The organism is Flavisolibacter nicotianae (genome assembly GCF_003628535.1).
Classification (GTDB): domain Bacteria; phylum Bacteroidota; class Bacteroidia; order Chitinophagales; family Chitinophagaceae; genus Flavisolibacter; species Flavisolibacter nicotianae.
On record NZ_RBCI01000003.1, the window covers coordinates 716,295 to 738,156 of the forward strand.

Consider the following 21,862-nt stretch of genomic DNA (forward strand, 5'->3'; position numbering starts at 1 on the left):
AGGCGTTCGTAAATGAACGCCTCTTTTAATTTTCCCATCACTTCCACTCCACTCACAAATTCAAGTTCAGACCGTAATGTATTTTACCAACGACCGTTTTGCTACGGGCAGGAGGGTTTCGTCAACGGGGAAGCTCAGGTCCGTTTCGATGCTGTAGACCGCGGGGTTCGGCAATTCCTGCCGGGCCCTGATCAGTTCCGACTTCATACTCTCGTAGGTATTGGCAATGGAGCGCTGCAAGGTGTCGATGTGTGCGGTTTTGATACTGCGGTATTTTTCATCGTGCTTGTCGAATATGGACAGGCAGTACTGGTACACCCGTGTTGCCCGCGAACGGCCGGCACGCAAAAAGAAATACCCTTCGTGCACATCCAGCGGCAGCAGTCCAACCGGCGAAATAGAGAGTTTTTCTTCCACGAATTCATAAATCTCCGTTCCGCTACTGATGGTGGTTTTCATGTGGCCGGCAGCGAAGTGGATAATGTCTTCCAGTTCCTGCATCAGCTCACTGTCGTCAATCATTTGCTCGTACAGGACCTGCAGTTTTTCAATCTGCACACCGGTAAGTTTTTTGGGGAAATGTTCCTGGAGGTATTTTTTGTTTTCCCGGAAGGCAACAATATTGTTGTAGTGGAAGATCAGGTCTGCCAATTGCGGGTACAGTTTGTTTTCATCGAAATACCTGTTGATGGCTTGCAGGTAAGCCAGCAGGGTGTATTTCTTGAGTTCAAAATCAATGTACCCTTCTACAAACCACGTTTCGGATAATTGTTTCATAGCCCACGATTTTAGATACCTAATTTAGCCAATTCCTCTTTTAAATGCCAGCCCCCTTTATCTTTAAACTGTTAAATCAAAACGCTATGCTTCGCACCCTTTTACTGGCCGCTTTTTTCTTTTTGTTTTCGTGTAAAAGCACCACCTACTATATTGTTCGCCACGCCGAAAAAGAGCAGGGCACAACGATGTTGAGCGATCCGCCGCTGTCGGCCGAAGGGGAGAAGCAGGCCATTGATTTGAAAACGTATTTGCAGGACAAAAACATCAAAACCATTTACGCCACCAACTATGCCCGCACCATCGCAACGGCCGAACCGCTGCGAAAGGCGCTTGGCCTGAACCTGAAAATTTACGACCCGCGCAAGAACGAGCAACTGGTAGCGGAGTTGAAATCAATTGGTGACGGCAATGTGCTTGTTGTAGGGCATTCCAACACCGTGGATGACGTAGTGAACGGGTTACTGGGTGAAGCAAAAATGTCCGATCTGCCCGACACGGCCTACGGGAATGTTTTTATTGTCAAAAAGAAAGGCAGCACCTATATGTTCGAACAAATGAACGTACCGCGAACCGCACCGCGGTAAAATCCTCCCCTCCGCTGGTGGAAGGAGTCAACTCACAATACCCTGCTTGAGCAAGATGGTTTTTTGTTCAGTCGTGTTCTGAACGCTGAAGGGAGCGGGCCTTATTACTTCAGATTATCTCTATAAAAATCGAAGGAATATTCCGGCGATAGTCGTATAAAGAACCTGTCGCCCTTGCAAAGCTGTGTTTCTTTCCTTCTTATGTGCTATTCGCAGGTTGTCCTGCTGGAGCAAAAGAAAAAGCTTCCATCCTGTTGAATGATGGAAGCTTTTTCATATTGTGTAAAAGCAAGGCGCCTGCGTGTGCCAGGTAGCCCTTGAGGAATGAGGGGGTGGCTCTTAATACTGTCGGTTTACATCAAAGTTTTCCAGTTCGTTTGCAACCGCGGTGAGGAAGGTCGCGCCAAGGCTGCCGTCGACAATGCGGTGATCGTAACTCATCGACAGGTACATCATGTGGCGGATGGCAATGCTGTCGCCGTGTGGCGTTTCAATGACCACCGGACGTTTTTTGATGGCTCCCACAGCCAGGATTGCTACCTGCGGTTGGTTGATGATCGGTGTTCCCATCAGGCTGCCAAACGTGCCGACGTTGGTCAGCGTAAAGGTGCCGTCGGCAATGTCTTCGGGCTTCAGCTTGTTGTTGCGGGCATTGTCGGCAAGACCATTCACCTGCTTTGCCAGGCCCACCAAATTCAGTTGGTCCGCGTTGCGGATCACCGGTACAATGAGGTTGCCACTGGGCAGTGCGGCGGCCATGCCGATGTTAATGTCTTTTTTTACGATGATACGGTTGCCGTCGACGGAACTGTTGACCAGCGGGAAGCGTTTAATGCAGCGAACGATCGCTTCGATAAACAGTGGAGTGAAAGTGATTTTGGTGCCTTCCCGTTTTTCAAATTCTTTTTTCACCTTGTTGCGCCACAGCACAAGGTTTGTCACGTCGGCTTCGGTGAAGGAAGTTACATGCGGCGACGTGTGCTTGCTGCGCACCATATGGTCGGCAATCAGTTTGCGCATGCGGTCCATCTCGATGATCTCCACATTGCCGCTATAGGTTGCCAGTTGATTGGATGGTGGTTCGGACCTCTGTTCCACTTTTTGCATCGGGATAACCATCTCTTCCCGTACCTGCTGGCTTGCCGCCTGCGGCTGGCCGTGGGCATGCCCGGTTTTTCTGTCGCTGACGTATTGCAGGATATCTTTTTTCGAAACCCGCCCGTCGGCGCCGGTACCGGGAATGTTTTCCAGTTCACTCATGCTGACGCCCTCCTGTGCCGCGATGTTCAGCACGAGGGGAGAGTAGAAGCGATTGGGGGTTGGAGTCTGGGGTTTGGCGTTTGGGGTTGAAGTCGCCTGTTGTGCAATTGGCTGAACCGTTGGCTCCTGTTGCGCTGTATTTGCAGTAGGCGGGGGCGCCTGCGCACTTGCCGGTTGTCCATTGCCAGTTGCTGGTTGCGTGTCTTGCGCTGCGCCGGTTTTGATGCGGGCAATTACGGTGCCGATTGGCACGACGTCATTCACGTTGTACAGCAATTCTTCTATCACGCCTTCGGCGGTGGAAGGCACTTCGCTGTCCACTTTATCAGTTGCAATTTCCAGCACGGTTTCATCCATTTTTACAGAGTCGCCGGGTTGCTTGTGCCATTTTAAAATGGTGGCCTCCATAATGCTTTCGCCCATCTTAGGCATAACCAGATCAACAGTAGCCATAATCTTGTTTGAAGTTTGAGGTTTGAGGTTACTTGAAACCTCACCTGTTTGTTTTGCTTTCCGTATTTCTATATTCCCGGCTGCATTGCTGCTTTCATCGTCTGTGGAGTTTACCCTGACGAAGGAAGGGGCACACTCTTCAACGTTTGGAATCCTGTTGTGCATTTTTGTCGGCTCCCAGGAATCGCAAGCAATCGGTTTTAAAAAATCAGCGCCAAAAATAAGCAAACAGGACGGAATGCATTTATGCATTCCTGTTCTCCAGTACAAAGTTGCGCAGCAACATCAGCGCAGCGTTGGCGGTGAGCTCGGTATTCCGCATCCTGTCGAAACGAAAGTGGAATTTCTGCGCCCTGGCACTGCCCGCCCAGTTGGCCACCGCTATCCAAACGGTTCCTACCGGCTTTTCGGCCGTGCCGCCGTCCGGTCCCATAATGCCCGAGGTTGCAACGGCATAGTCGGTTTGCAGCAAGGTGCAGGCGGCAGTTGCCATTTGCAGCACCGTTTGCTCGCTCACGGCACCGTATTCTGATAATGTCTCTTCCTTTACATCCAGGACTGTTTTCTTTACCTCGTTGGCATACGATACAATGCTGCCTTTGTAAATGGCCGAAGAGCCCGGAACCGATGTGATAAGGTGCGCAATGTAGCCGCCCGTGCAGCTTTCGGCCGTAGCCAAGGTTTTCTGTTCCGTTTTAAAAAGCTGGCTGACGGCTTCCGGCAGGGTTGAATCTTCGTCGGCCACCATCCATTCTTCCACCAGGGTTTTTAAAGTTGTAAAGCACTCTTCCACTTTTTTCGTGATGATATTTTCGTCGGAACCCCTGCCGGTCAGCCGAAGGCGCACCATGCCAAAGGCAGGCAGGTAAGCCAGTTTGATGAACGGCGGAAGCGCTGCTTCAAAATCGACGAGTCTGTCGGCAATGCCCGACTCTCCCTGTCCTGCGGTAAGCAAGGTCCGGTGTACAACGGCTGGTAGCGTAAATGTTTCTTTGATTTTTGGAATCACACTGTCGATGATCAGCCCTTTCATTTCGTGGGGCACGCCGGGAAGGGATGCATAGACGATACTGTCTTTTTCAAACCACATACCCGGCGCTGTGCCGCGGCGGTTGGGCAACACAATGCAGCTTTCCGGTACTTCTGCCTGTTTGGCATTTCGTTCGGTGAGGCTGCGTCCCAGCCGTTGAAAGATGGTTGTTACGTTTTGCAGGGCGCCGTCATCCACAACAAGTCTGGTGTGGAAGTAGTCGCAGAGAGTCGGTTTGGTAATGTCGTCGGCAGTCGGACCGAGGCCGCCGGTGATGATGATAATTTGGCTTTGCGCCGCTTCGGCAGCAAGCGTATCAAGAATGGCCTGGCGGTCGTCTGCGATCGCTACGCGGCGTCGCACCCACACGCCGATTTTATTAAGCTCCTGCGCAATAAAAGCGCTGTTTGTATCGATCGTTTGCCCTATCAGTAGTTCATCGCCAATCGTGATGATCGAAGCATTCACTTCATTCATAGTCGAAAGCCTTTATTTTAGCGCAATGTACAAAAGGATGAAAAAAGCGGTTTGCCTGCTTGTCCTTGCAGCAACTGTGTTGCAGGTGAATGCGCAGTCTGTTCCCGAAAAACTCTCTACGGCATTTGCCGGATTTGAACAGGACCCACAATTGAAAAGCAGTATCGCATCGCTGTATGTGATCGATGCCGTTTCTGGCAACGTGGTGTTTGAAAAGAACGCCGGTATTGGTCTGGCACCGGCTTCCACGCAAAAGATCATTACGGCTGCAACAGCCTACGAACTGCTGGGAAGGGATTTCCGGTACGAGACCAAATTTGGCTATTTCGGTAAGTTGAAAGATGGCCGGCTGGATGGTGGTTTGTATTTCAAACCCTCCGGCGATCCTACGCTGGGCAGCTGGCGTTGGAAGGCCACAACAGAAACGGCGGTGATGGACCGCCTGTTTGCAGCGTTTCAGAAAACCGGAATCAAAACCTTCGGCAATTCGTTTTACGACGAGCGGGGATGGGAAAGCGAAGCCATTCCGGGAGGCTGGATCTGGGACGATGTGGGCAACTATTACGGTGCCGGCGCCGGTGCGCTCAACTGGCGGGAAAATCAATATGATTTGATCCTGAAATCCGGGCCAACGGTGAACGACGGCGTTACCGTAGTGGAATCAAAACCGCGGCTTTATGATATCGCATTCGATTGCCGCGTCACCGGTGCGCCAAAGGGTACCGGCGACAACAGTTATATTTATCTGCCGGTCGGTGGCAACGTTGCCACTGTCCGCGGCACCATTCCCGTGCAGCAGGAGCGCTTCGTGATCGCGGGTGCAATGCCTTCGGCGCCGCTGCAATTCTTTTCCACGTTGCACGACACGCTGGCAAAAAACGGGTATGCCTACCAGATGGTCACCATGCATGCCGATAAGTCGTCGAAAATGACCATCCCCTCTGCAATTACGTTTTTTCATACGGAGCAGTCGCCTGCACTCGACAGTATCGTTTACTGGTTCTTGAAAAAAAGCATCAATTTATACGGGGAAGCACTGGCCAAGACAATGGCGCTGAAAAAAGGTAAAACGGCATCAGCGGAAAATGGCGCCGACCTGATTCGGGATTACTGGAAAGATAAAGGAATCGGCATTGATGCCACCGAATTGAACCTGCAGGATGGTTCGGGGCTCTCGCCGCAAAATCGTGTGACCACCCATGCGCAGGTGGCGGTGTTGCAGTATGCGCAAAAACAACCCTGGTTTGAGGGGTATTATTACGCATTTCCCGAATACAATGGCATGAAGCTGAAAAGCGGTACCATCGGCGGAGCGAAAAGCTTTTGCGGTTACCACACCGGAAGGGACGGGAAAAAATACATCCTTTCGTTTATCGTCAACAACTACAACGGGGCGGCATCCGCACTTGTGCAAAAGATGTACAAGGTGCTAAACTGTCTGAACTGAGATTTTGAGATGAATGGGATAGTTTGAAAACATTTTTTTCTATTTATCCCATTCATCCTAGTCATCATAACTATCCCGGACGGCTATTTTCCAATTAACCTGTCCAGGCTAAAGCGGCCGGGGCCAGCCAGCAAAATGGTGAAAAAAGAGATCAGGTAAATACCGGCATTTTCTCCCGGACCAAAAAACTGGCCTTTGTGTGCAACGAATAACGCCACGCCCATCGCGATGACCAGGGGAATGGCCGCAAGCCGGGTAAAAAGGCCAAGGATAATGAAGGCTGCGCAAAAGAATTCTGCAAAAACCACCATCGAATACGACGTCGTGGAACCGACGCCAAACGGGTCGGCGAATTTTCCCGATTTGCTTGCAAAATGCTGAAGTTTGTCCAGGCCGTGCTGAATCATCATCAGGGCACCAACGCCTACACGAAAAATAAAAAGGGCAACACTCAACGTGCTTTCAGACACTTTTGTGCTGAAGATTTTTTTCATAGTCTATTGTTTTCAGGTGGCGCAAAACTATTCGAAAATAAGATTGAAGCAACCAATTGTTAAACTTGCTTGAAGCTTAATTTTAAGGTTCTCTTTGGAACGAAGTTTGGCCGGCCCTAAAATAATTCGAATATTTACGACGTTTTTTCCTCAACGGTTAACTGGACACCATGAAGAAATTTTGCTTATCAGTCGTTGGCTATTTTTTATTCTCGTCATTGTTCGCACAGCAAACAGAATTTTATAAAGCGTCCAAGGACCGTTTCTACGAAGCAAAAGAGTATTACCAAAAAGAGCAATACAACCTTGCTTATCCCATCTTTAAGGAACTGCAACAGACCGTTTCGCAATCGGAGCGAATCAACAATACGGTCGTGGCGCAGGAGATCGATTACTATGCCATCGCCTGTGCGCTGAAGCAAAATGAAAGCCGTGCCGAGCTGGATGCGCAGGTGTACATCGATGTCACGAAGAACAATGCCCGTGCACAGATGATGAGTTACCAGTTGGCGGAATACTATTTCCGGCAACAGCGGTTTTCCGATGCCCTGCCGCTTTACGAGGCGGCCAGCGTGGCCAACCTCAATAACCGCGAAGCGGCCGGCATGAAGTTTCACCAGGGCTATGCTTATTTCACCATGCAGCAGTTTGCCAAGGCAAAGCCCCTGCTCTATGCCATTCGCCAGGTGAAAAGCGATCCCAATTACATCGATGCCAATTACTACTACGGTTTTATTGCGTTCCGCGACCGGCAGTACAATGATGCGCTGGCCTCGTTCCGTGTTGTTGAAAACGAACCGCAGTATGCGCCCATCGTTCCGTATTACATCGCACAGATCAACTATGTACAGGGCCGCAAGGAAGAAGCCATTGCCTATGCCGAAAGCCGGATGAAAAGCGGCAAGACGCAGTTTTACGACCTGGAACTGAAGCAACTTTTAGGACATGCCTATTTTGAAAAAAAGCAATACGCCAAGGCGCTTCCTTACCTGGAAGAGTATGTGAGCCGTTCGAAAAAAGTGCGGAAAGAAGACGTGTACGAGTTATCGTATGCCTATTACCAGGCGGGCAATTATACCAAGGCCATTGATGGGTTTAAACAATTGAGCGGGAAAGACGACTCGCTGAGCCAGCATGCCATGTACCTGCTGGCAGATGCTTACCTGAAGACCGGTCAGAAATCGAATGCACGAAACGCGTTTTTGTTTTCTTCTTCCAACAACAGCAACCAGGAGCAGCGCCAGATTGCCCGCTTCAACTATGCCAAGCTCTCTTACGAACTGGGCTATCAGGACGAAGCCCTGAACAACCTGAAATCATTTCTCAACGATTATCCCGATTCGCCATACCGCGAGGAAGCGACAGAATTGCTGGTGGGTGCGCTGGCGAACACCAACAATTACCGCGATGCCCTGACCTTGCTGGAAAACATTAAAAATCCAACGCAAAATGTAAAACGGCTGCTGCCACGGATTTTGTACGGGCGGGCAACGGAACTGATCAACGACGGACAATTGCAAGAGGCCGAAAGCCTGCTGGACAGGGCGTTGAGAGACCCGAATAATGGGACAGTACTCCCGCTGATCAACTTCTGGAAAGGCGAACTGGCCTACCGCAACAACCGCATTGACGATGCCATCCGCTATTACAATGCCTACCTGCAGGCCGGAGCGCCATCGAGCGGTGAAGCCAACGAACGAAGCGTCAAATACAACCTGGGATATACCTACTACCGCAAGGAAAATTATCCCGTGGCGCAAACCTTTTTCGAGCCGCTTTCGAGGGGTGCCTCGCTCAATTCCGATCCCATTACGCAGGATGCGTATGTGCGAACGGCCGATGTTTATTACATGAACCGGAATTTTTCGCAGGCACGGTCGATGTATGACAAAGTCATCGGCTATTCCTGGCCTGCAGAAGATTATGCGACCTTCCAGAAGGCAATGATCACCGGCATCAACAGCCCGAACGAAAAAGTAAGCCTGCTTAATACCATGACCCGCAAGTTCCCGCGATCAACGCTTGTGAATGATGCCAACATGGAAATTGCCAACACCTACCTGGCGCAGGAACGTTTTCGGGAGGCCATCCCCTTTCTTAACAACATCATCAATGCATCGGGTAACAGCAGCCTGAAACCGCAGGCCTACCTGAAACTGGGGATTGCCTATTACAATGCCAACGACAACGACAAAGCCATTGCGCAATACAAGCAGTTGCTCAACACCTATCCCAACTCACCCGAGGCGGACGATGCGCTGGATAACCTGAAGACGATTTATATCGAGCAGGGTAAACCCGGCGAGTTTGCCGACGCGGCAAGAAGCGCCGGTCGTCCCATCTCGGTCACGGCAGAAGACTCGCTGACCTTTGCCGCGGCGCAGATCCAGTACGAGAACAACAACATGAATGCGGCCTTGGATGCGATGACGGCTTACCTCCAGCGTTTCCCCAACGGCAGCAAAGCGGTGAATGCCTATTACTACCGCGGTGAGATTTATAACAGCCGGAAAGACTGGGGCAACGCCATTGCCAACTATAGTGAAGTGGCCAAGCGGGCACCAAACACGTATGCCGAACCGTCGATCCTGCAGGCGGCACGCCTCAACTTTTTCGAGTTGAAAAATTATCCGGAGGCGGAGCAGTTTTATACGCAACTGAAGCAGGTAACATCGTCGCAGGAAAACCGGCTGGAAGCCATGCGGGGACTTTTGCGCAGCCAGTACCTGCAAAAGAAATGGAGCGAAGCGGTTGACAATGCCAAAGAGCTGATTGCACAAAAAGGTGCCAGCACCGATGATAAATCGCTTGCCAACATGGCCATCGGGAAATCGGCACAGATTGCCGGACGCTACGACGAGGCGTTGAATGCCTTCAAAGCGGTGGTGGCCGTCAACAAGGCTGCTGTTGGTGCCGAAGCCCGTTACGAAGTTGCCAATACCTGGTTCATGACCGACCGGATGAGCGATGCGGAAAAAGCAGCGTTTGAAGTGATCAACAAAAGCGGTTCATACGATTACTGGGTGACAAAGGCCTATATTCTCCTGGGCGATATTTACCTGAAGCAAAAGGATTATTTCAACGCGAAAGCGACTTTCCAAAGCATCGTTCAGAACAGCCTGAATGCGGAGCTGAAAGCAGAAGCGCAGGAGAAACTCAATAAGGTGAACGAAGAAGAAGCAAGGAACAGCAAAGTCGGATCGTGAGGAGGATAGTAGGATAGCAGGACATTGGATAGTGAAGCCATTGTCAGTTCTTACATTATCACATTATCGCATTATCGCATTATCGCATTTTCAAATTATCACATTGTCACATTAGCATATTATGAAGTCACCCATCTTAGTCATATCGGTATTATTGATTGGCATTGGCGTACAGGCACAGGATACGACAGGAAAAAAAGTAAAAATTACGTCGAGCTTTAAGCCGGTGTTGAAGGAAGCGGCCAAGGTAAATTTCAATGCGGCACCACCGAGCACCGATACGTCGCGGCCACGACTGCAATACAATATTCCCAACCAGAACTTGAATTTTGCATTTCAACCGGGTACGCTTCGGCCGCTTGCCCTGCAGGTGGATACCGGCGCCAACTGGACCAATGAAAGCTATGTCAAACTCGGTTTCGGCAACCTGAAAACACCGTTTGCGCAGGTTGGACTTTCGGTGGGCGACGGCAAAACAGCCGGCGTGAACCTCTATGGCAAACACACGTCTTCCAAAGGCAAGATCCAGTACCAGGATTACAGCACCACCAACGTGGAGTTGAATACCTTTCTGAAATCGGGCAATATCGAATGGGATGCACGGCTGGGTGCGTTGCAGGAGAATACAAAAAAATACGGCATCACTGCCTTGTCATCGATTCCGCCAAAAGATTCGCTGGATGTAAAGCTGCAAACCTGGCGGGGACGCATTTCGTTTCACAACATCAACCGCACTGAACTCGGACTTTCGTATGCACCCGAACTGCGCATTGACGCCTTCAGCGACGGGTTGAGCAATTCGGAGAGCAATACCTACCTGAATATTCCCGTGCAAAAGGAGCTGGGGAAAACGTTTGCCGTCGATGTAGCGCTGACGGCAAGCCTTAGCCGGTACAAACCCGAAAAAAAGACGGAGGTGAACAACAATTTCTTCATGATCTCTCCTTCGCTTTTGTACCGTTCGCAAAATATCAACCTCCAGGCAGGAATCCGGCCGTCCTGGAACAAAAGCAAGTCAAGGCTGTTCCCGAACATCACAGCGGAAGTGGCTTCGTCGGATAAACGTTTTTCTTTCCAGGCAGGATGGGTGGGTTACCTGCGGAATTCGGGCTTCCAGTACATGGCCGGCATCAATCCCTGGATATGGGCGCCGGAAACCGTTTATAATTCCAGCGTCGACGAACGTTATGCGGGTTTTAAGGGATCGGCCGGCGACCACCTGAGTTACAGTGCGAAAATTGGCTACAACAAGATCACCGACCAGCCGCTTTTCACCAACGATACATCCAGTACAAGTGGTGGCCGGTCGTTCATGGTGATCAATGAGCCCGAACTAAAAGTGTTCAATTTCGGTGGCGAGTTGGGTTATACGATCGGCGAAACATTTTCGCTGATTTCGAACATCCAGTTTAATCAATACAAAACAAAAGTGGCGGAGAAAGCCTGGGGCCTGCTGCCCATCGAATTCCGGACAGCGTTGCGCCTCCAGGTGCTGAAAGACCTTTACGTCACGACCGACATGTACACATTTAACGGCCCGCAATACCTCCGCAAAGACGGCAGCCGGGGAAACCTGGGAAGCGCCATGGACCTGAGTGCGGGTCTTGAATTCAAGGTGGTAAAGAACATCAAGCTGTGGGCCCAATTCAACAACATGCTGAACAAGGAATACCAACGCTGGAACCAGTACCCGGTTTACGGCTTCAACTTCTTGGGTGGAGTCGTATTTTCGTTCGCTCAAAGCAAATAGCGTGTTCAATCAACTGACAAAATATTTATTGCACTACAGGCGGGTGAGTCTTCCCTCAGTCGGTACCATTCAACTGGTGCAGGTTCCTGCGCAACTCAACGTTGCGGACAAAACGATACAACCGCCAACGTTTTCCGCCGAGCTGAAAGACGATGCAACGGTGCCGGATCATCAACTGGCTTACCTTTCTGCAGCGTTGCGCCAGGATAAGGACAGCGTGCGGCAGTCGCTGAACGATTTGGGTGCAGCGTTGAAAGAACGCATCGAGGATGAAGGTTTTTTATGGAATGGCATCGGGACGATCCGCCGGTCCGGAAAGATCGAGATGGAGCTGCCTGCCCTTGAACCTTTGCCGGCAGAACGGGTGATGCGGCATGATGCTGAACACATGGTCCTGCGGGGCGACCAACACATGACGTCTACCGAAATTGCCGGGTTAAAAGAAGCCACACCCGGAAAAAGACGTTCCATTTTTGTGATCATCGGTTGGATCGTGTTAGTGCTTTCCCTTCTTTTCATCATTTTCATTCTCTACCAGGGCAAGTTCAGGATCGGAGCCAGTGGTTCAAAGCAGGCGCCGGTCGGTTCAGTTTACCTTCCGGTTGGAAGCAAAAGTGGAGTGAAACCGCTCTAAGCGAGGTTGCCGTATTTTCAAAAAGCCAACCTTAATCAAACCGCGAACTGTTCTACATTTGCAGCCCTTATGAATCGCATTCATTATTCGCATTGCCCGGTGTGCAACAGCACCAATATCGATCCCTTGCTCAAGGTGAAGGATCATTCTGTCAGCAAGGAGGAATATGTTGTGTGGCAGTGCCGCGATTGCACCCTGCGTTTCACGCAGGATGTGCCTGATGAGGACTCGATTGGCCCATATTATGCTTCGCCCGACTATATTTCGCACTCCAACACGAGCAAGGGATTACTCAATCAGCTTTATCAAAATGTTCGCCGGCTGACGCTGGCACAAAAGGCCAACCTGGTAGAGCGCTATACCCGGAAAAAAGGGTCTCTGCTGGACATTGGTGCAGGCATAGGTGCGTTTCTGTCGGCGATGAAGCAAAGAGGATGGGAGGCCAGGGGAATTGAGCCTGATGAAGGCGCACGGACAAATGCAAAAGAACTCTTTGGGCTGACATTACAGGAGCCTTCGTTGTTGTTCGAAGCAGACGGACGCCGGTATGATGCGATAACCCTTTGGCATGTGTTGGAACACGTACACCAGTTGCATCCCTACGTAGCCCGGTTAAAAGAGCGGCTGGCAGAAGGAGGGAAGATCTTTATTGCTGTTCCCAACTATACCTCTGCGGATGCCGCTGCCTACAGGAATTATTGGGCGGCATACGATGTGCCGCGTCATCTGTATCATTTCTCGCCGCAATCGATTTCTGTACTGATGAATGCGCACGGCCTTCGGGTGATCGAAAAAAAGCCGATGTGGTTTGATTCGTTTTACATCAGTCTCCTCAGCAGCAAATACCACCGTGGACGAACCTCCTGGCTGGGCGCCGGTCTGAATGGCCTTCGTTCGAACCTCGCGGCACTGGTAAACAGGGACCGCTGCAGCTCGCTGATCTATATTGTTGAAAAGGCGTCGTAACGAAAAAAAACTGCAGGTTGCCATTAGAAAGCAAACTGCAACTGGTAAATCTTCGACCAGTTTTTTCCCGTCACGTAGAATTTTTTTGTTTCGGGGTTGTAGGCGATGCCATTCAGCACCTCGGCGTGCGGGTTGGTTGCCTGTTCGCGCTGTGCAAGATTGGACAAATCCATCTTTGCGACAACATTGCCGGTGGAGGGCTCAATTTTCAACAGGTAATTCATCTGCCATTGGTTGGCGTAGACAAAGCCGTTGACATATTCCAGCTCGTTGATGTTGACGGCCGGAACGTCGTTCTCTTTTACTTCCACTTTTTTCAGCAGCTTGAACGTACCCGGTTCGTAATAGTAAAGATTGTTGCTGCCGTTGCTGGCAATTAGCGCCGTGCTGTCGTGCGTCAGGCCCCAGCCTTCTCCGTTAAACGGAAGCTCTTTGATCTTTTTGAAGTCTCCCACTGTATATACATTCACCTTGCTTTCCCGCCAGGTCAACTGGTAAACGGTGTCGCGAAAAACGGTGATGCCTTCGCCAAAAGAAGCAGCTGGCAACGAAATTTGCTTTTGTGGTTTGCCGCTTTGCAAATCGTATTGCACCAGCTTCGACTTTCCTTCCAGGCCGGTGCTTTCGAGCAGCGTACCCTTGTAAAATTCCAGTCCTTCGGTAAAAAAAGACGTGTCGTGCGCTGCCGTTCCAACGATGGTATAATTGATGGACGGTGTTTGGGGAACAGAAGCGCTGCTGCTGTCGGTTGTGGTGTCGGGATTATTGGAACACCGGACGGATACGATGCCGACACAGAGTAACGCCAGCCAGAACGTTTTTTTCATAGAGCCAAAAATAAGGGTTGGCCCCAAAGCTTTTGTTAAGAGGTTTGGAATAATATTTGAAACTTACCCATCGGCCGATTATATTTGTTGCATCGCCTCCAGATCCTACCCAAATTCCGACAACTTCCATTTCCTCTTTTTTCCGGTATCGCTGCAAAAGCCAGTATAGATTCCAGTTACCTGTGGTTACCGTCAACCGGCAACTATGAGGACGTTTTTCCTGTTCGTATTTCTTCACTTTTCCGCTGTTTTGCTGGCGCAGGATCGCTGCATCACGGTTGGGTATCTTGCCGGAAAACAGCCCGGGTCACCGGAAGCCAAAGCCATTGCCGAACAAGGTCAGGGTAAAAACAATACACAACGCCAGGGTAACGACGATGCCGTCATCCGTATACCGGTTGTAGTACACGTACTTTACAATGATGCGACGCAGAATATTTCGGAAACGCAGGTCCGGAGCGGCATCGATGCGCTGAACAGGGATTTTCGCCGCAAGGCTGCCGATACAAGCAACACACCCTTGCGTTTCCGCTCCATCGCGGCAGATGTGCAGATTGAATTTTATCTCGCTACGGCCGATCCCTTTGGCCGCTCCACCAATGGGATCATTCGTAAGCAAAACTCTCGAATTGCATGGATGGCCGATGACAAGATGAAGATGGCTGCACAAGGCGGCGACAACCCCTGGAACAGCAAGAGCTATCTCAATATCTGGGTGGTGAACCTGGCAGGCGGCAGCGGTTATGCCAGTGTGCCCGGGTGCGCTCCCGAAACGGACGGTGTTGTTATTCACTACGCAGCTTTTGGCACCCTCAACACGACGGCACCCTTTAATATGGGGCGCACCGTTGTGCACGAAGTGGGGCATTGGCTGGGATTAAAACACATTTGGGGTGATGCCGAATGTGGTGATGATGGCGTGGACGACACACCGCAACAGGGTTTTTTTACGAAAGGATGTCCTTCCGGTTTTCGCAGCTCGTGCAACAACGGCACGCAGGGCGATATGTACATGAACTTCATGGATTATACCGATGATGCCTGTATGAACTTATTCACTGCCGGTCAACGCAGCCGCATGCGTTTACAATTTGCGGAAGGCGGGTGGCGTGCATCGCTTTTGCAAAGCAGGGGCCTGAGCGAACCCTGGATGCAGCAGGCCGCATTGCCTGCAGCCGCAGCAACACTCTACCCCAACCCGGCGCAGGATAAGGTTACGATACAGGTTGGCCAGTTTCTAATCGGGAAAAAGCTTAGTCTTTTCAACAGCCAGGGTTTACTGCAAAACGTGGAAACGATCACGTCTACCCTTCATACTCTTTCATTAGCGGGACTCAAATCCGGCGTCTATTTTTTACGTGGCGAAGATTTCCTGCAAAAATTCGTCAAGCTTTAATCCATCAGCGCCGCGACTTGTTGTGCCACAACCGGCGCCAGGGCAACGCCCATTCCGCTCATGCGCACCGCACAAAAAAGCGAAGGAGTCAGTTGTTTGACGATCGGTGTTTTTTCTTTGCCAAAAGCCATGATGCCGGACCACCGGTGCTCGATGATGTACTGGTTTTGAAACTGCGGCAGGATCACGTCTGCCAGGTAGGCCTCAAGTTCCTGTTGGATGCGTTGTGACGTATCCATTTCCGTTGTCGTCTCTTCTTCAAACGCTTTGTTTCTGGCACCGCCGAGTAGCACGCAATTTCCGAGGTTGCGGAAATAATAAAAACCTTCATCCGAGTGAAAGGTGCCGTTAAAGGGAAGGTTTTTGATGGGAGAGGTGAGGAGCACCTGTCCTCGTGCCGGAACAATGTCTATCTCCGGCAGCAGTTCTCTTGTAAACGCATTGGTGCAAAGCAAGACCCGGCTAGCTGTAAAGTGAAAATGGTGGGCTGTTCGAATAACCATTTTTTCATCGCCGGGTTCGAAGTGGGTAACCTCAATGCCATTCAATACGGAAACGCCCATGCGCCGCACTTTCTGCAACAGCGCCTGCAGCAGCTTGCCGGAATGAAGATAACCTTCGAGCTTGTTTTCCACGAGGTGGGCTGTTTTGCCAAAGCCGAATTCCCCGATCTTTTCATCCGCGAGGCGGTAGGTTTTCTTTGCGTTGGTAATGGGTTTTAAAAGGGAGTTGAGGTAGTCGATGTTTTCTTTTAATTTTTCCGGTGTCGTTGCACCATCGTACAATTCGTAGCCGCCGCACAGGTCGAAATCGATGCTTTTTTTACCAAAATATTTTTGGATTCGTTCCAGTCCTTTGAAGCGCATTTCGACCATAGAAAGCATTTTATCGGTCCCCATCGTTTGGGCATCCCAGGCCAGTTCGCTCAGGCTTCCAAAGCAGGCAAAACCGGCATTCCGCGTGCTGGCTCCCGTTGGGATAATGCCCCTGTCGATGACCGTGATCTTCCGCTCCGGATTCCGTTTTTTCAGGTAAAGTGCCGACCAAAGACCCACAAAGCCGCTTCCTACAATGACCACATCCTGGTGCGCAAAAAAGGTTTCCTTTTCCCAGATCGATACATTCATGCCGCAAAGCTACTTTAACCCGCCATTAAGTTTCGGGCAATTACTTTCACAGGAAAGTATTTCTATGAAAAAATTTCTTCTCCTGTTTTTTCTTGCTGCAAGTGCCGTTTCCCTCCAGGCACAGGGACTAAAAGGCCTGTTGAAAAAAGTGACCGGGGACTCTGCGCTTCGCCCAATCGTTTCGGCAACAAAAAGCAACGCCTTGTCGAATGATGAAATCATTAACGGCCTGAAAGAAGCCTTGCAGGTTGGCGCCGACAATGGAACAAAAAAGCTTTCGGCGGTTGATGGATTTTTTAAGGACGCGGCAATCAAGATCCTGATGCCCGAAGAAGCCAAAAAGGTGGAGCAGAAACTTCGTACTGTAGGGTTGGGCAAACAGGTAGACAATGCTATTCTTTCCATGAACCGTGCAGCTGAAAATGCTGCACAATCGGCAGCACCGATTTTCCTGAACGCCATCAAAGGTATGTCGATCCAGGATGGAATCAGTATCTTGAAAGGAGGCGATTTTGCTGCCACCAATTTCCTGAAAACAAAAACCCTGGCTCAACTGACTGATGCATTCCGTCCGGTGATTGAACAATCGCTGCAAAAGGTAAATGCAACCAAATACTGGAACACGCTTTTCTCCACCTATAATACGTTCAGCCGCGAGAAGGTCAACCCGGATCTTTCTGCTTACGTGACCGAAAAAGCCCTTGCCGGTATCTTCTATCAGGTTGGACAGGAAGAACAAAAAATCCGCAAGGACCCGATGGCACGGACCACCGACCTGCTGAAAAAGGTATTCGCAAAGTAGAAGGTAACATCGACCGGGCTTTTTGGCCGGCCATTCATTCGTTTCTCCTTAAAACGCAATGCCGATGGAGATGCCCGTTCGTATGCCGGGCAGAGCACCGCTGAAGTCTGCATTCACCCGCTTGTTTTCCCTGTCGACCATTACGGTGGATTTGTTTCGGATAAAGGGAAACTGGTCGAGAAACTCCCGTATGTTTTTTTCGGCTTCCCTGGCATCCACTTCCATCCACGGGATGGTATTGGAAACCTCCATGGCTTTAAGTGAATTGGTTGCCGAATTGATCTCGGGACCGAGGAAGAAAAAGTCGATAACAATGCGCTTGCCGACGATGAACTGTGCGCCCAGTTGAACGCCTACACCCAAACCGTTGTAATCATTGACAAAGTCGAAGATGGCTTTGCGATAGTTCAGCGTGCCGGTGCCCGTGCCTTCGCTGGTATGATGAACGTATTTGAAGAAGGGCTCGTAATACAGTCCGCGCAGGTGTTTCCTGGAAAAATAGGTTCGATAACCGGCCAGGAAAGATGTGGCCTTCATGGTAAAATCTGCATCCTTGTCGTCGAATGTAAATGCATGCCGTGCCGTTGCCGGTAAGCCGATTTTCGCGGTCAGCGAGTTGCGTCCACCAAAATTGTATTCGGCCTGCAGCGAGGCGCTGCCAAGAAACAATCCTGTCGGTGCCCATTTCAGGGTAATGTTTCGCGGAGGGTCGTTGGTTTTATCCTGTGCCACCGAACAAAGGGACAAAAAAAGGACGGCCAGGAAGATGGGTGTTTTTTTCATACGTCACTGTCTGCATTTCTAAGAGGGAAAAAATCGAACCAACGCTGCACAAAAAAAAGCCCGTCACGCAGACGGGCTTTCAACGTTGTACCACTGAAATCCGGTTTACAGGTGAATGGCTTCTCCGTAGGCCACCTCGATGGCATCTTTGATGCTTTCGCTGATGGTGGGGTGGGGGTGGATGGAATCAAGTACTTCGTGGTACGTGGTTTCCAGTTTGCGGGCCACGACGGTTTCGGCAATGATCTCGGTTACATTGTAGCCGATCATGTGTGTGCCCAGCCATTCGCCATACTTCGCGTCAAAGATTACTTTGATAAATCCTTCGGTATGACCGGCGGCGGAAGCCTTGCCCGATGCACTCAGCGGGAACTTGCCCACTTTTACTTCGAAGCCGGCGTCTTTCGCCTGCTTTTCGGTCATGCCAACAGAGGCGATTTCCGGCGTGCAATACGTACATCCCGGTACGTTTGCATAGTCGAGTATTTGCGGCTGGTGCTTGTATTTTTTTTCGTTGAAGGCGATGTTTTCCACGCAGATAATGCCTTCTTTCGATGCCACGTGCGCCAGTGCTTGGCCCGGCGTGCAATCGCCAATGGCGTAAATGCCCGGAACATTGGTCTGGTAATATTTGTCGGTAGAAATGCGGCCCTTATCCGATTTGATGCCCAGTTCTTCCAGGCCAATGCCCTCGATATTTGGCTGGATGCCTACGGCACTCAACAGAACGTCCGCTTCCAGCGTCACTTCGCCATTCTGCGTTTTGACCGTGGCTTTTACACCATTGCCCGATGTATCTACCTTGGTAACTTCGCTGTTGGTCATGATGTCAATGCCATTCTTCTTGAAGTTCTTTTCGAGTTCTTTGGAAATTTCTTCGTCTTCGACAGGCACCACCCGTGGGAGAAATTCAACGATAGTCACTTTGGTACCCATGCAGTTGTAGAAATAGCCGAACTCTACACCAATGGCGCCGCTGCCCACGACAATCATGGATTTGGGCTGCTGGGGCAATACCATGGCTTCGCGGTAGCCGATGATCTTTTTCCCATCGATCGGCATAGCGGGCAGCTGGCGGCTGCGGGCACCGGTGGCCAGGATAATATGCTTTGTTTCAACCGTCTGCTTGCTGTTATCGGCAGCCGTCACCTCGATCTTGCCTTTGGCGACAAGTTTGCCAAAACCCATAATGACGTCGATCTTGTTTTTGCGCATCAGGAACTGAACGCCTTTGCTCATTTTATCGGCAACGCCCCTGCTCCGCTTGATCACGGCTTCGAAGTTGTGCTGGCCGGAGGCTTCAATACCAAAGTCCTTTGCGTGCTTGATGTATTCCATGACCTGGGCACTTTTCAGCAGTGCTTTAGTCGGAATACAGCCCCAGTTCAAACAAATTCCACCCAAACTTTCCTTTTCGATGATGGCCGTCTTAAAGCCAAGCTGTGCGGCACGGATAGCAGCTACATAACCGCCGGGACCCGAACCAATGACAACTACGTCGTATGCCATGTTGATTTACGATTTAAGATGTAAGATTTAATGGTTTTCAAGCGTCATTGCTGCCGCTTTTTTTCGCGTGGCGAAGCTAAAGGAAAAACGGCTTACTGGCAAAAGAGAAGCGAAGGGCGGAATGGCCCTAACTTTGCGCAACGAACTACGATGGATAGCTTAAAAGAATACCTCGAAGAACTGATGGACCTGAAGCGGGTGGCCACGATCTCGTTCCGGTCGGTGGAAGGGGGCATGAGCACCGTGAAAGGACATATCGTGAAAATAGAGACAGTTTCCGGCAGAGACATCATTGAAACCGATGCCAGTATGGTGATCGGGGCTGACCAAATCCGGGAAGTCAACGGCCGGCGCTTCGAAAACATTTGCTAAACTTTTCTAAAGCGGTAAAAAAACTCAGCCATCAGACGGTAATTCTCAAATCATTTCCCTACTTTTGCCGTCCAAAATTTTTCCAAGTCATGGCACGAGTATGTCAGGTTACAGGTAAGACGCCCATTGGAGGAAACAAAGTGTCTCACTCCAACATCAAAACAAAGCGTCGCTTTTTACCGAATTTGCAAACAAAGCGGTTCTTCTTAGCGGAAGAGAACAAGTGGATCACACTGAAGCTCACAACCGATGCAATCAGAACCATCAACAAAAAAGGATTATTTAACGTTGTAAAGGAGCTGCGGGCTCAAGGTCAACATATTTAATTAGCAAATATGCAAATCTGGGAATGTGAAAATTCAGTTCCATTTTCAAATTTGCTAATTTTCAAATTTTCAAATTAGCGATAATGGCAAAGAAAGGAAACCGCGTACAGGTTATTCTGGAATGCACTGAGCAAAAGACAACCAGTGTTCCGGGAACCAGCCGATATATCACGGAAAAAAACAAAAAGAACAACCCTGAGCGTCTGGAGTTGAAAAAATACAACGCCAACCTGAAAAAGGTAACTGTTCACAAAGAGATAAAGTAGTTAGCAAATGTGCAAATGTGAAAATTTGAAAATGGTTTTCGTCATTTGCTAATTTTCAAATTTTCTAATTTTCAAATTATTCTACCATGGCAAAAGCAGCATCAAAAAACGCGAAAGTGAAAGACCAGAAGGCCGCCGCCGAAGCAAAGAACTGGTCAAAAGTGATCAGAGCTGTGCGTAGCCCGAAAACTGGTGCTTACACGTTTAAAGAGCAGATCGTTCACAAAGACAAGGTGAAAGATTTCCTGGCCCAGAAATAATCGTGAAGGCTCGTCAACTGATTCAAGCTGTCCCGCATTGCGGAGATGGCTTTTGTTTTTTAATCAACAGTCAAACGGAAAACTTCAACGCCGGAAAGGCAGCCGTCGTACTTTTGACTTTTTACTTTTGAATAACTATGGGATTTTTCAATAAACTTTTTGGCAAGAAAGAGAAGGAAAGCCTGGACGAAGGACTGCAAAAAACAAAAGAAACCTTCTTTTCAAAAGTTACCAAAGCCATCGCCGGCAAAAGCACGGTGGACGAAGAAGTGCTCGACAACCTGGAAGAGGCCCTGATCACCGCCGACGTCGGTTTGGATACAACGGTCCAAATCATCGAACGCATCGAAGAGCGGGTGTCGCGTGACAAATATGTCAGCACCGGTGACCTGAACAAAATCCTGCAGGACGAGATCGAAGCCACCCTCGTGGATGCTCCTTCTTCCAATGCCTATGATTTTCACTCCGAGCTTCCCTCCAAACCTTATGTGATCCTGGTGGTCGGTGTGAACGGCGTGGGAAAAACCACGACCATCGGCAAGCTTTCCTACAATTTCAAAAAAGCCGGGAAAAACGTATTGCTGGGAGCCGCCGACACATTCCGGGCTGCAGCCGTTGACCAATTGACAATCTGGAGCGAACGGACAGGTGTACCGATTGTCAAACAGGCCATGGGCTCGGATCCTGCAGCCGTGGCTTTCGATACTGTGCAAAGCGCCCTTTCGCGTGGCTCCGACGTTGTGCTGATCGATACGGCGGGCCGTCTTCACAACAAAGCCTATTTGATGGATGAACTGAGCAAGATCCGTCGGAGTGTGCAAAAAGTCATTCCGGGAGCACCGCACGAAGTGTTGCTGGTGCTCGACGGTTCAACCGGACAAAATGCAGTGGAACAGGCCAGGCAATTTACAGCCGCCACCGATGTCACTGCCCTCGCCATCACCAAGCTGGATGGCACGGCAAAAGGCGGCGTGGTGCTGGCCATTGCCAACCAGTTTAAGATTCCGGTGAAGTTTATTGGAGTTGGGGAAAAAATGGAAGACCTGCTTGTTTTTGACAAGCATGAATTTGTGGACAGCCTGTTTAGTTTGAAAGGCGAATAAAGACTTCGAT

21 protein-coding genes are annotated in these 21,862 nt (G+C 50.1%); 13 read left to right on the forward strand and 8 right to left on the reverse strand.

From position 1 onward, the window contains the following. Nucleotides 1-66: 66 nt before the first annotated feature. The gene (locus D6024_RS11460; RefSeq protein ID WP_121354720.1) at nucleotides 67-777 is read right to left on the reverse strand and encodes a hypothetical protein; all 711 of its coding nucleotides are present in this window, start codon (nucleotides 775-777) and stop codon (nucleotides 67-69) included. 86 nt (nucleotides 778-863) lie between these two features. Here D6024_RS11460 and D6024_RS11465 point away from each other — a divergent pair, with 86 nt between their 5' ends. Continuing rightward, on the forward strand, nucleotides 864-1,364 hold the full coding sequence (locus D6024_RS11465; RefSeq protein WP_162944714.1) for a SixA phosphatase family protein: 501 nt from the start codon (nucleotides 864-866) through the stop codon (nucleotides 1,362-1,364). Between the two features lie 339 nt (nucleotides 1,365-1,703). Here D6024_RS11465 and D6024_RS11470 read toward each other — a convergent pair whose 3' ends face one another. Beyond that, nucleotides 1,704-3,077, reverse strand: coding sequence for a dihydrolipoamide acetyltransferase family protein (locus D6024_RS11470; protein ID WP_121354821.1), 1,374 nt, complete (start codon nucleotides 3,075-3,077; stop codon nucleotides 1,704-1,706). Nucleotides 3,078-3,321: 244 nt separating this feature from the next. Next, entirely contained in the window at nucleotides 3,322-4,584 is a 1,263-nt protein-coding gene (locus tag D6024_RS11475) for a CinA family nicotinamide mononucleotide deamidase-related protein (RefSeq protein WP_121354722.1), read from the reverse strand. Nucleotides 4,585-4,621: 37 nt separating this feature from the next. On the opposite strand from D6024_RS11475, the gene dacB reads away from it, so the two are divergent. Then, on the forward strand, nucleotides 4,622-6,031 hold the full coding sequence (gene dacB / locus D6024_RS11480) for a D-alanyl-D-alanine carboxypeptidase/D-alanyl-D-alanine endopeptidase (RefSeq protein ID WP_162944715.1): 1,410 nt from the start codon (nucleotides 4,622-4,624) through the stop codon (nucleotides 6,029-6,031). 83 nt (nucleotides 6,032-6,114) lie between these two features. Here dacB and D6024_RS11485 read toward each other — a convergent pair whose 3' ends face one another. Continuing rightward, the gene (locus D6024_RS11485) at nucleotides 6,115-6,525 is read right to left on the reverse strand and encodes a DoxX family protein (RefSeq protein WP_121354724.1); all 411 of its coding nucleotides are present in this window, start codon (nucleotides 6,523-6,525) and stop codon (nucleotides 6,115-6,117) included. Between the two features lie 170 nt (nucleotides 6,526-6,695). Here D6024_RS11485 and D6024_RS11490 point away from each other — a divergent pair, with 170 nt between their 5' ends. The 4 genes from D6024_RS11490 (at nucleotide 6,696) to D6024_RS11505 (ending at nucleotide 13,081) form a co-directional block, all read left to right on the forward strand. Beyond that, entirely contained in the window at nucleotides 6,696-9,731 is a 3,036-nt protein-coding gene (locus D6024_RS11490; protein WP_121354725.1) for a tetratricopeptide repeat protein, read from the forward strand. 121 nt (nucleotides 9,732-9,852) lie between these two features. After that, complete coding sequence (locus D6024_RS11495) at nucleotides 9,853-11,481, forward strand: TonB-dependent receptor (protein WP_121354726.1); 1,629 nt, start codon at nucleotides 9,853-9,855, stop codon at nucleotides 11,479-11,481. 1 nt (nucleotide 11,482) lies between these two features. Continuing rightward, entirely contained in the window at nucleotides 11,483-12,115 is a 633-nt protein-coding gene (locus D6024_RS11500; protein WP_121354727.1) for a hypothetical protein, read from the forward strand. A 69-nt stretch (nucleotides 12,116-12,184) separates the two neighbouring features. Further along, nucleotides 12,185-13,081, forward strand: a complete 897-nt coding sequence (locus tag D6024_RS11505; RefSeq protein ID WP_121354822.1) for a class I SAM-dependent methyltransferase — start codon at nucleotides 12,185-12,187, stop codon at nucleotides 13,079-13,081. Nucleotides 13,082-13,104: 23 nt separating this feature from the next. Here the strand turns inward: D6024_RS11505 and D6024_RS11510 are convergent, their stop codons facing one another. Further along, nucleotides 13,105-13,908: a glutaminyl-peptide cyclotransferase gene (locus D6024_RS11510; protein ID WP_121354728.1), complete on the reverse strand. Its 804-nt coding sequence runs from the start codon at nucleotides 13,906-13,908 to the stop codon at nucleotides 13,105-13,107. A gap of 205 nt (nucleotides 13,909-14,113) precedes the next feature. Between D6024_RS11510 and D6024_RS11515 the strand changes: the two genes are divergently transcribed. Further along, complete coding sequence (locus tag D6024_RS11515; protein WP_121354729.1) at nucleotides 14,114-15,304, forward strand: M43 family zinc metalloprotease; 1,191 nt, start codon at nucleotides 14,114-14,116, stop codon at nucleotides 15,302-15,304. Here D6024_RS11515 and D6024_RS11520 read toward each other — a convergent pair. Then, nucleotides 15,301-16,431, reverse strand: coding sequence for an NAD(P)/FAD-dependent oxidoreductase (locus D6024_RS11520; protein WP_121354730.1), 1,131 nt, complete (start codon nucleotides 16,429-16,431; stop codon nucleotides 15,301-15,303). The two genes, D6024_RS11515 and D6024_RS11520, sit on opposite strands and share 4 nt — an antisense overlap. Nucleotides 16,432-16,495: 64 nt before the next feature. Here D6024_RS11520 and D6024_RS11525 point away from each other — a divergent pair, with 64 nt between their 5' ends. Further along, a complete protein-coding gene (locus tag D6024_RS11525) occupies nucleotides 16,496-17,233 on the forward strand; it encodes a DUF4197 domain-containing protein (protein WP_121354823.1) in 738 nt (245 codons plus the stop codon). A 48-nt stretch (nucleotides 17,234-17,281) separates the two neighbouring features. Here D6024_RS11525 and D6024_RS11530 read toward each other — a convergent pair whose 3' ends face one another. Then, a complete protein-coding gene (locus D6024_RS11530) occupies nucleotides 17,282-18,016 on the reverse strand; it encodes a DUF3575 domain-containing protein (RefSeq protein WP_121354731.1) in 735 nt (244 codons plus the stop codon). 105 nt (nucleotides 18,017-18,121) lie between these two features. Beyond that, the gene (lpdA, locus tag D6024_RS11535) at nucleotides 18,122-19,525 is read right to left on the reverse strand and encodes a dihydrolipoyl dehydrogenase (protein WP_121354732.1); all 1,404 of its coding nucleotides are present in this window, start codon (nucleotides 19,523-19,525) and stop codon (nucleotides 18,122-18,124) included. 150 nt (nucleotides 19,526-19,675) lie between these two features. Here lpdA and D6024_RS26690 point away from each other — a divergent pair, with 150 nt between their 5' ends. From D6024_RS26690 to ftsY, 5 genes are all read left to right on the forward strand, one after another. Continuing rightward, entirely contained in the window at nucleotides 19,676-19,897 is a 222-nt protein-coding gene (locus D6024_RS26690; RefSeq protein ID WP_162944716.1) for a hypothetical protein, read from the forward strand. 89 nt (nucleotides 19,898-19,986) lie between these two features. Then, a complete protein-coding gene (gene rpmB / locus D6024_RS11545; RefSeq protein ID WP_121354824.1) occupies nucleotides 19,987-20,223 on the forward strand; it encodes a 50S ribosomal protein L28 in 237 nt (78 codons plus the stop codon). Between the two features lie 83 nt (nucleotides 20,224-20,306). Beyond that, a complete protein-coding gene (gene rpmG / locus D6024_RS11550) occupies nucleotides 20,307-20,489 on the forward strand; it encodes a 50S ribosomal protein L33 (protein ID WP_121354734.1) in 183 nt (60 codons plus the stop codon). An 86-nt stretch (nucleotides 20,490-20,575) separates the two neighbouring features. Then, nucleotides 20,576-20,749 carry a DUF4295 domain-containing protein gene (locus D6024_RS11555; RefSeq protein ID WP_121354735.1) on the forward strand — a complete coding sequence of 58 codons (174 nt, stop codon included), beginning with the start codon at nucleotides 20,576-20,578 and terminating at the stop codon, nucleotides 20,747-20,749. 137 nt (nucleotides 20,750-20,886) lie between these two features. Beyond that, nucleotides 20,887-21,852 (forward strand): signal recognition particle-docking protein FtsY, encoded by a 966-nt coding sequence (gene ftsY, locus D6024_RS11560; RefSeq protein WP_121354736.1) that lies wholly within the window; start codon nucleotides 20,887-20,889, stop codon nucleotides 21,850-21,852. The last annotated feature ends 10 nt before the right edge of the window (nucleotides 21,853-21,862 follow it).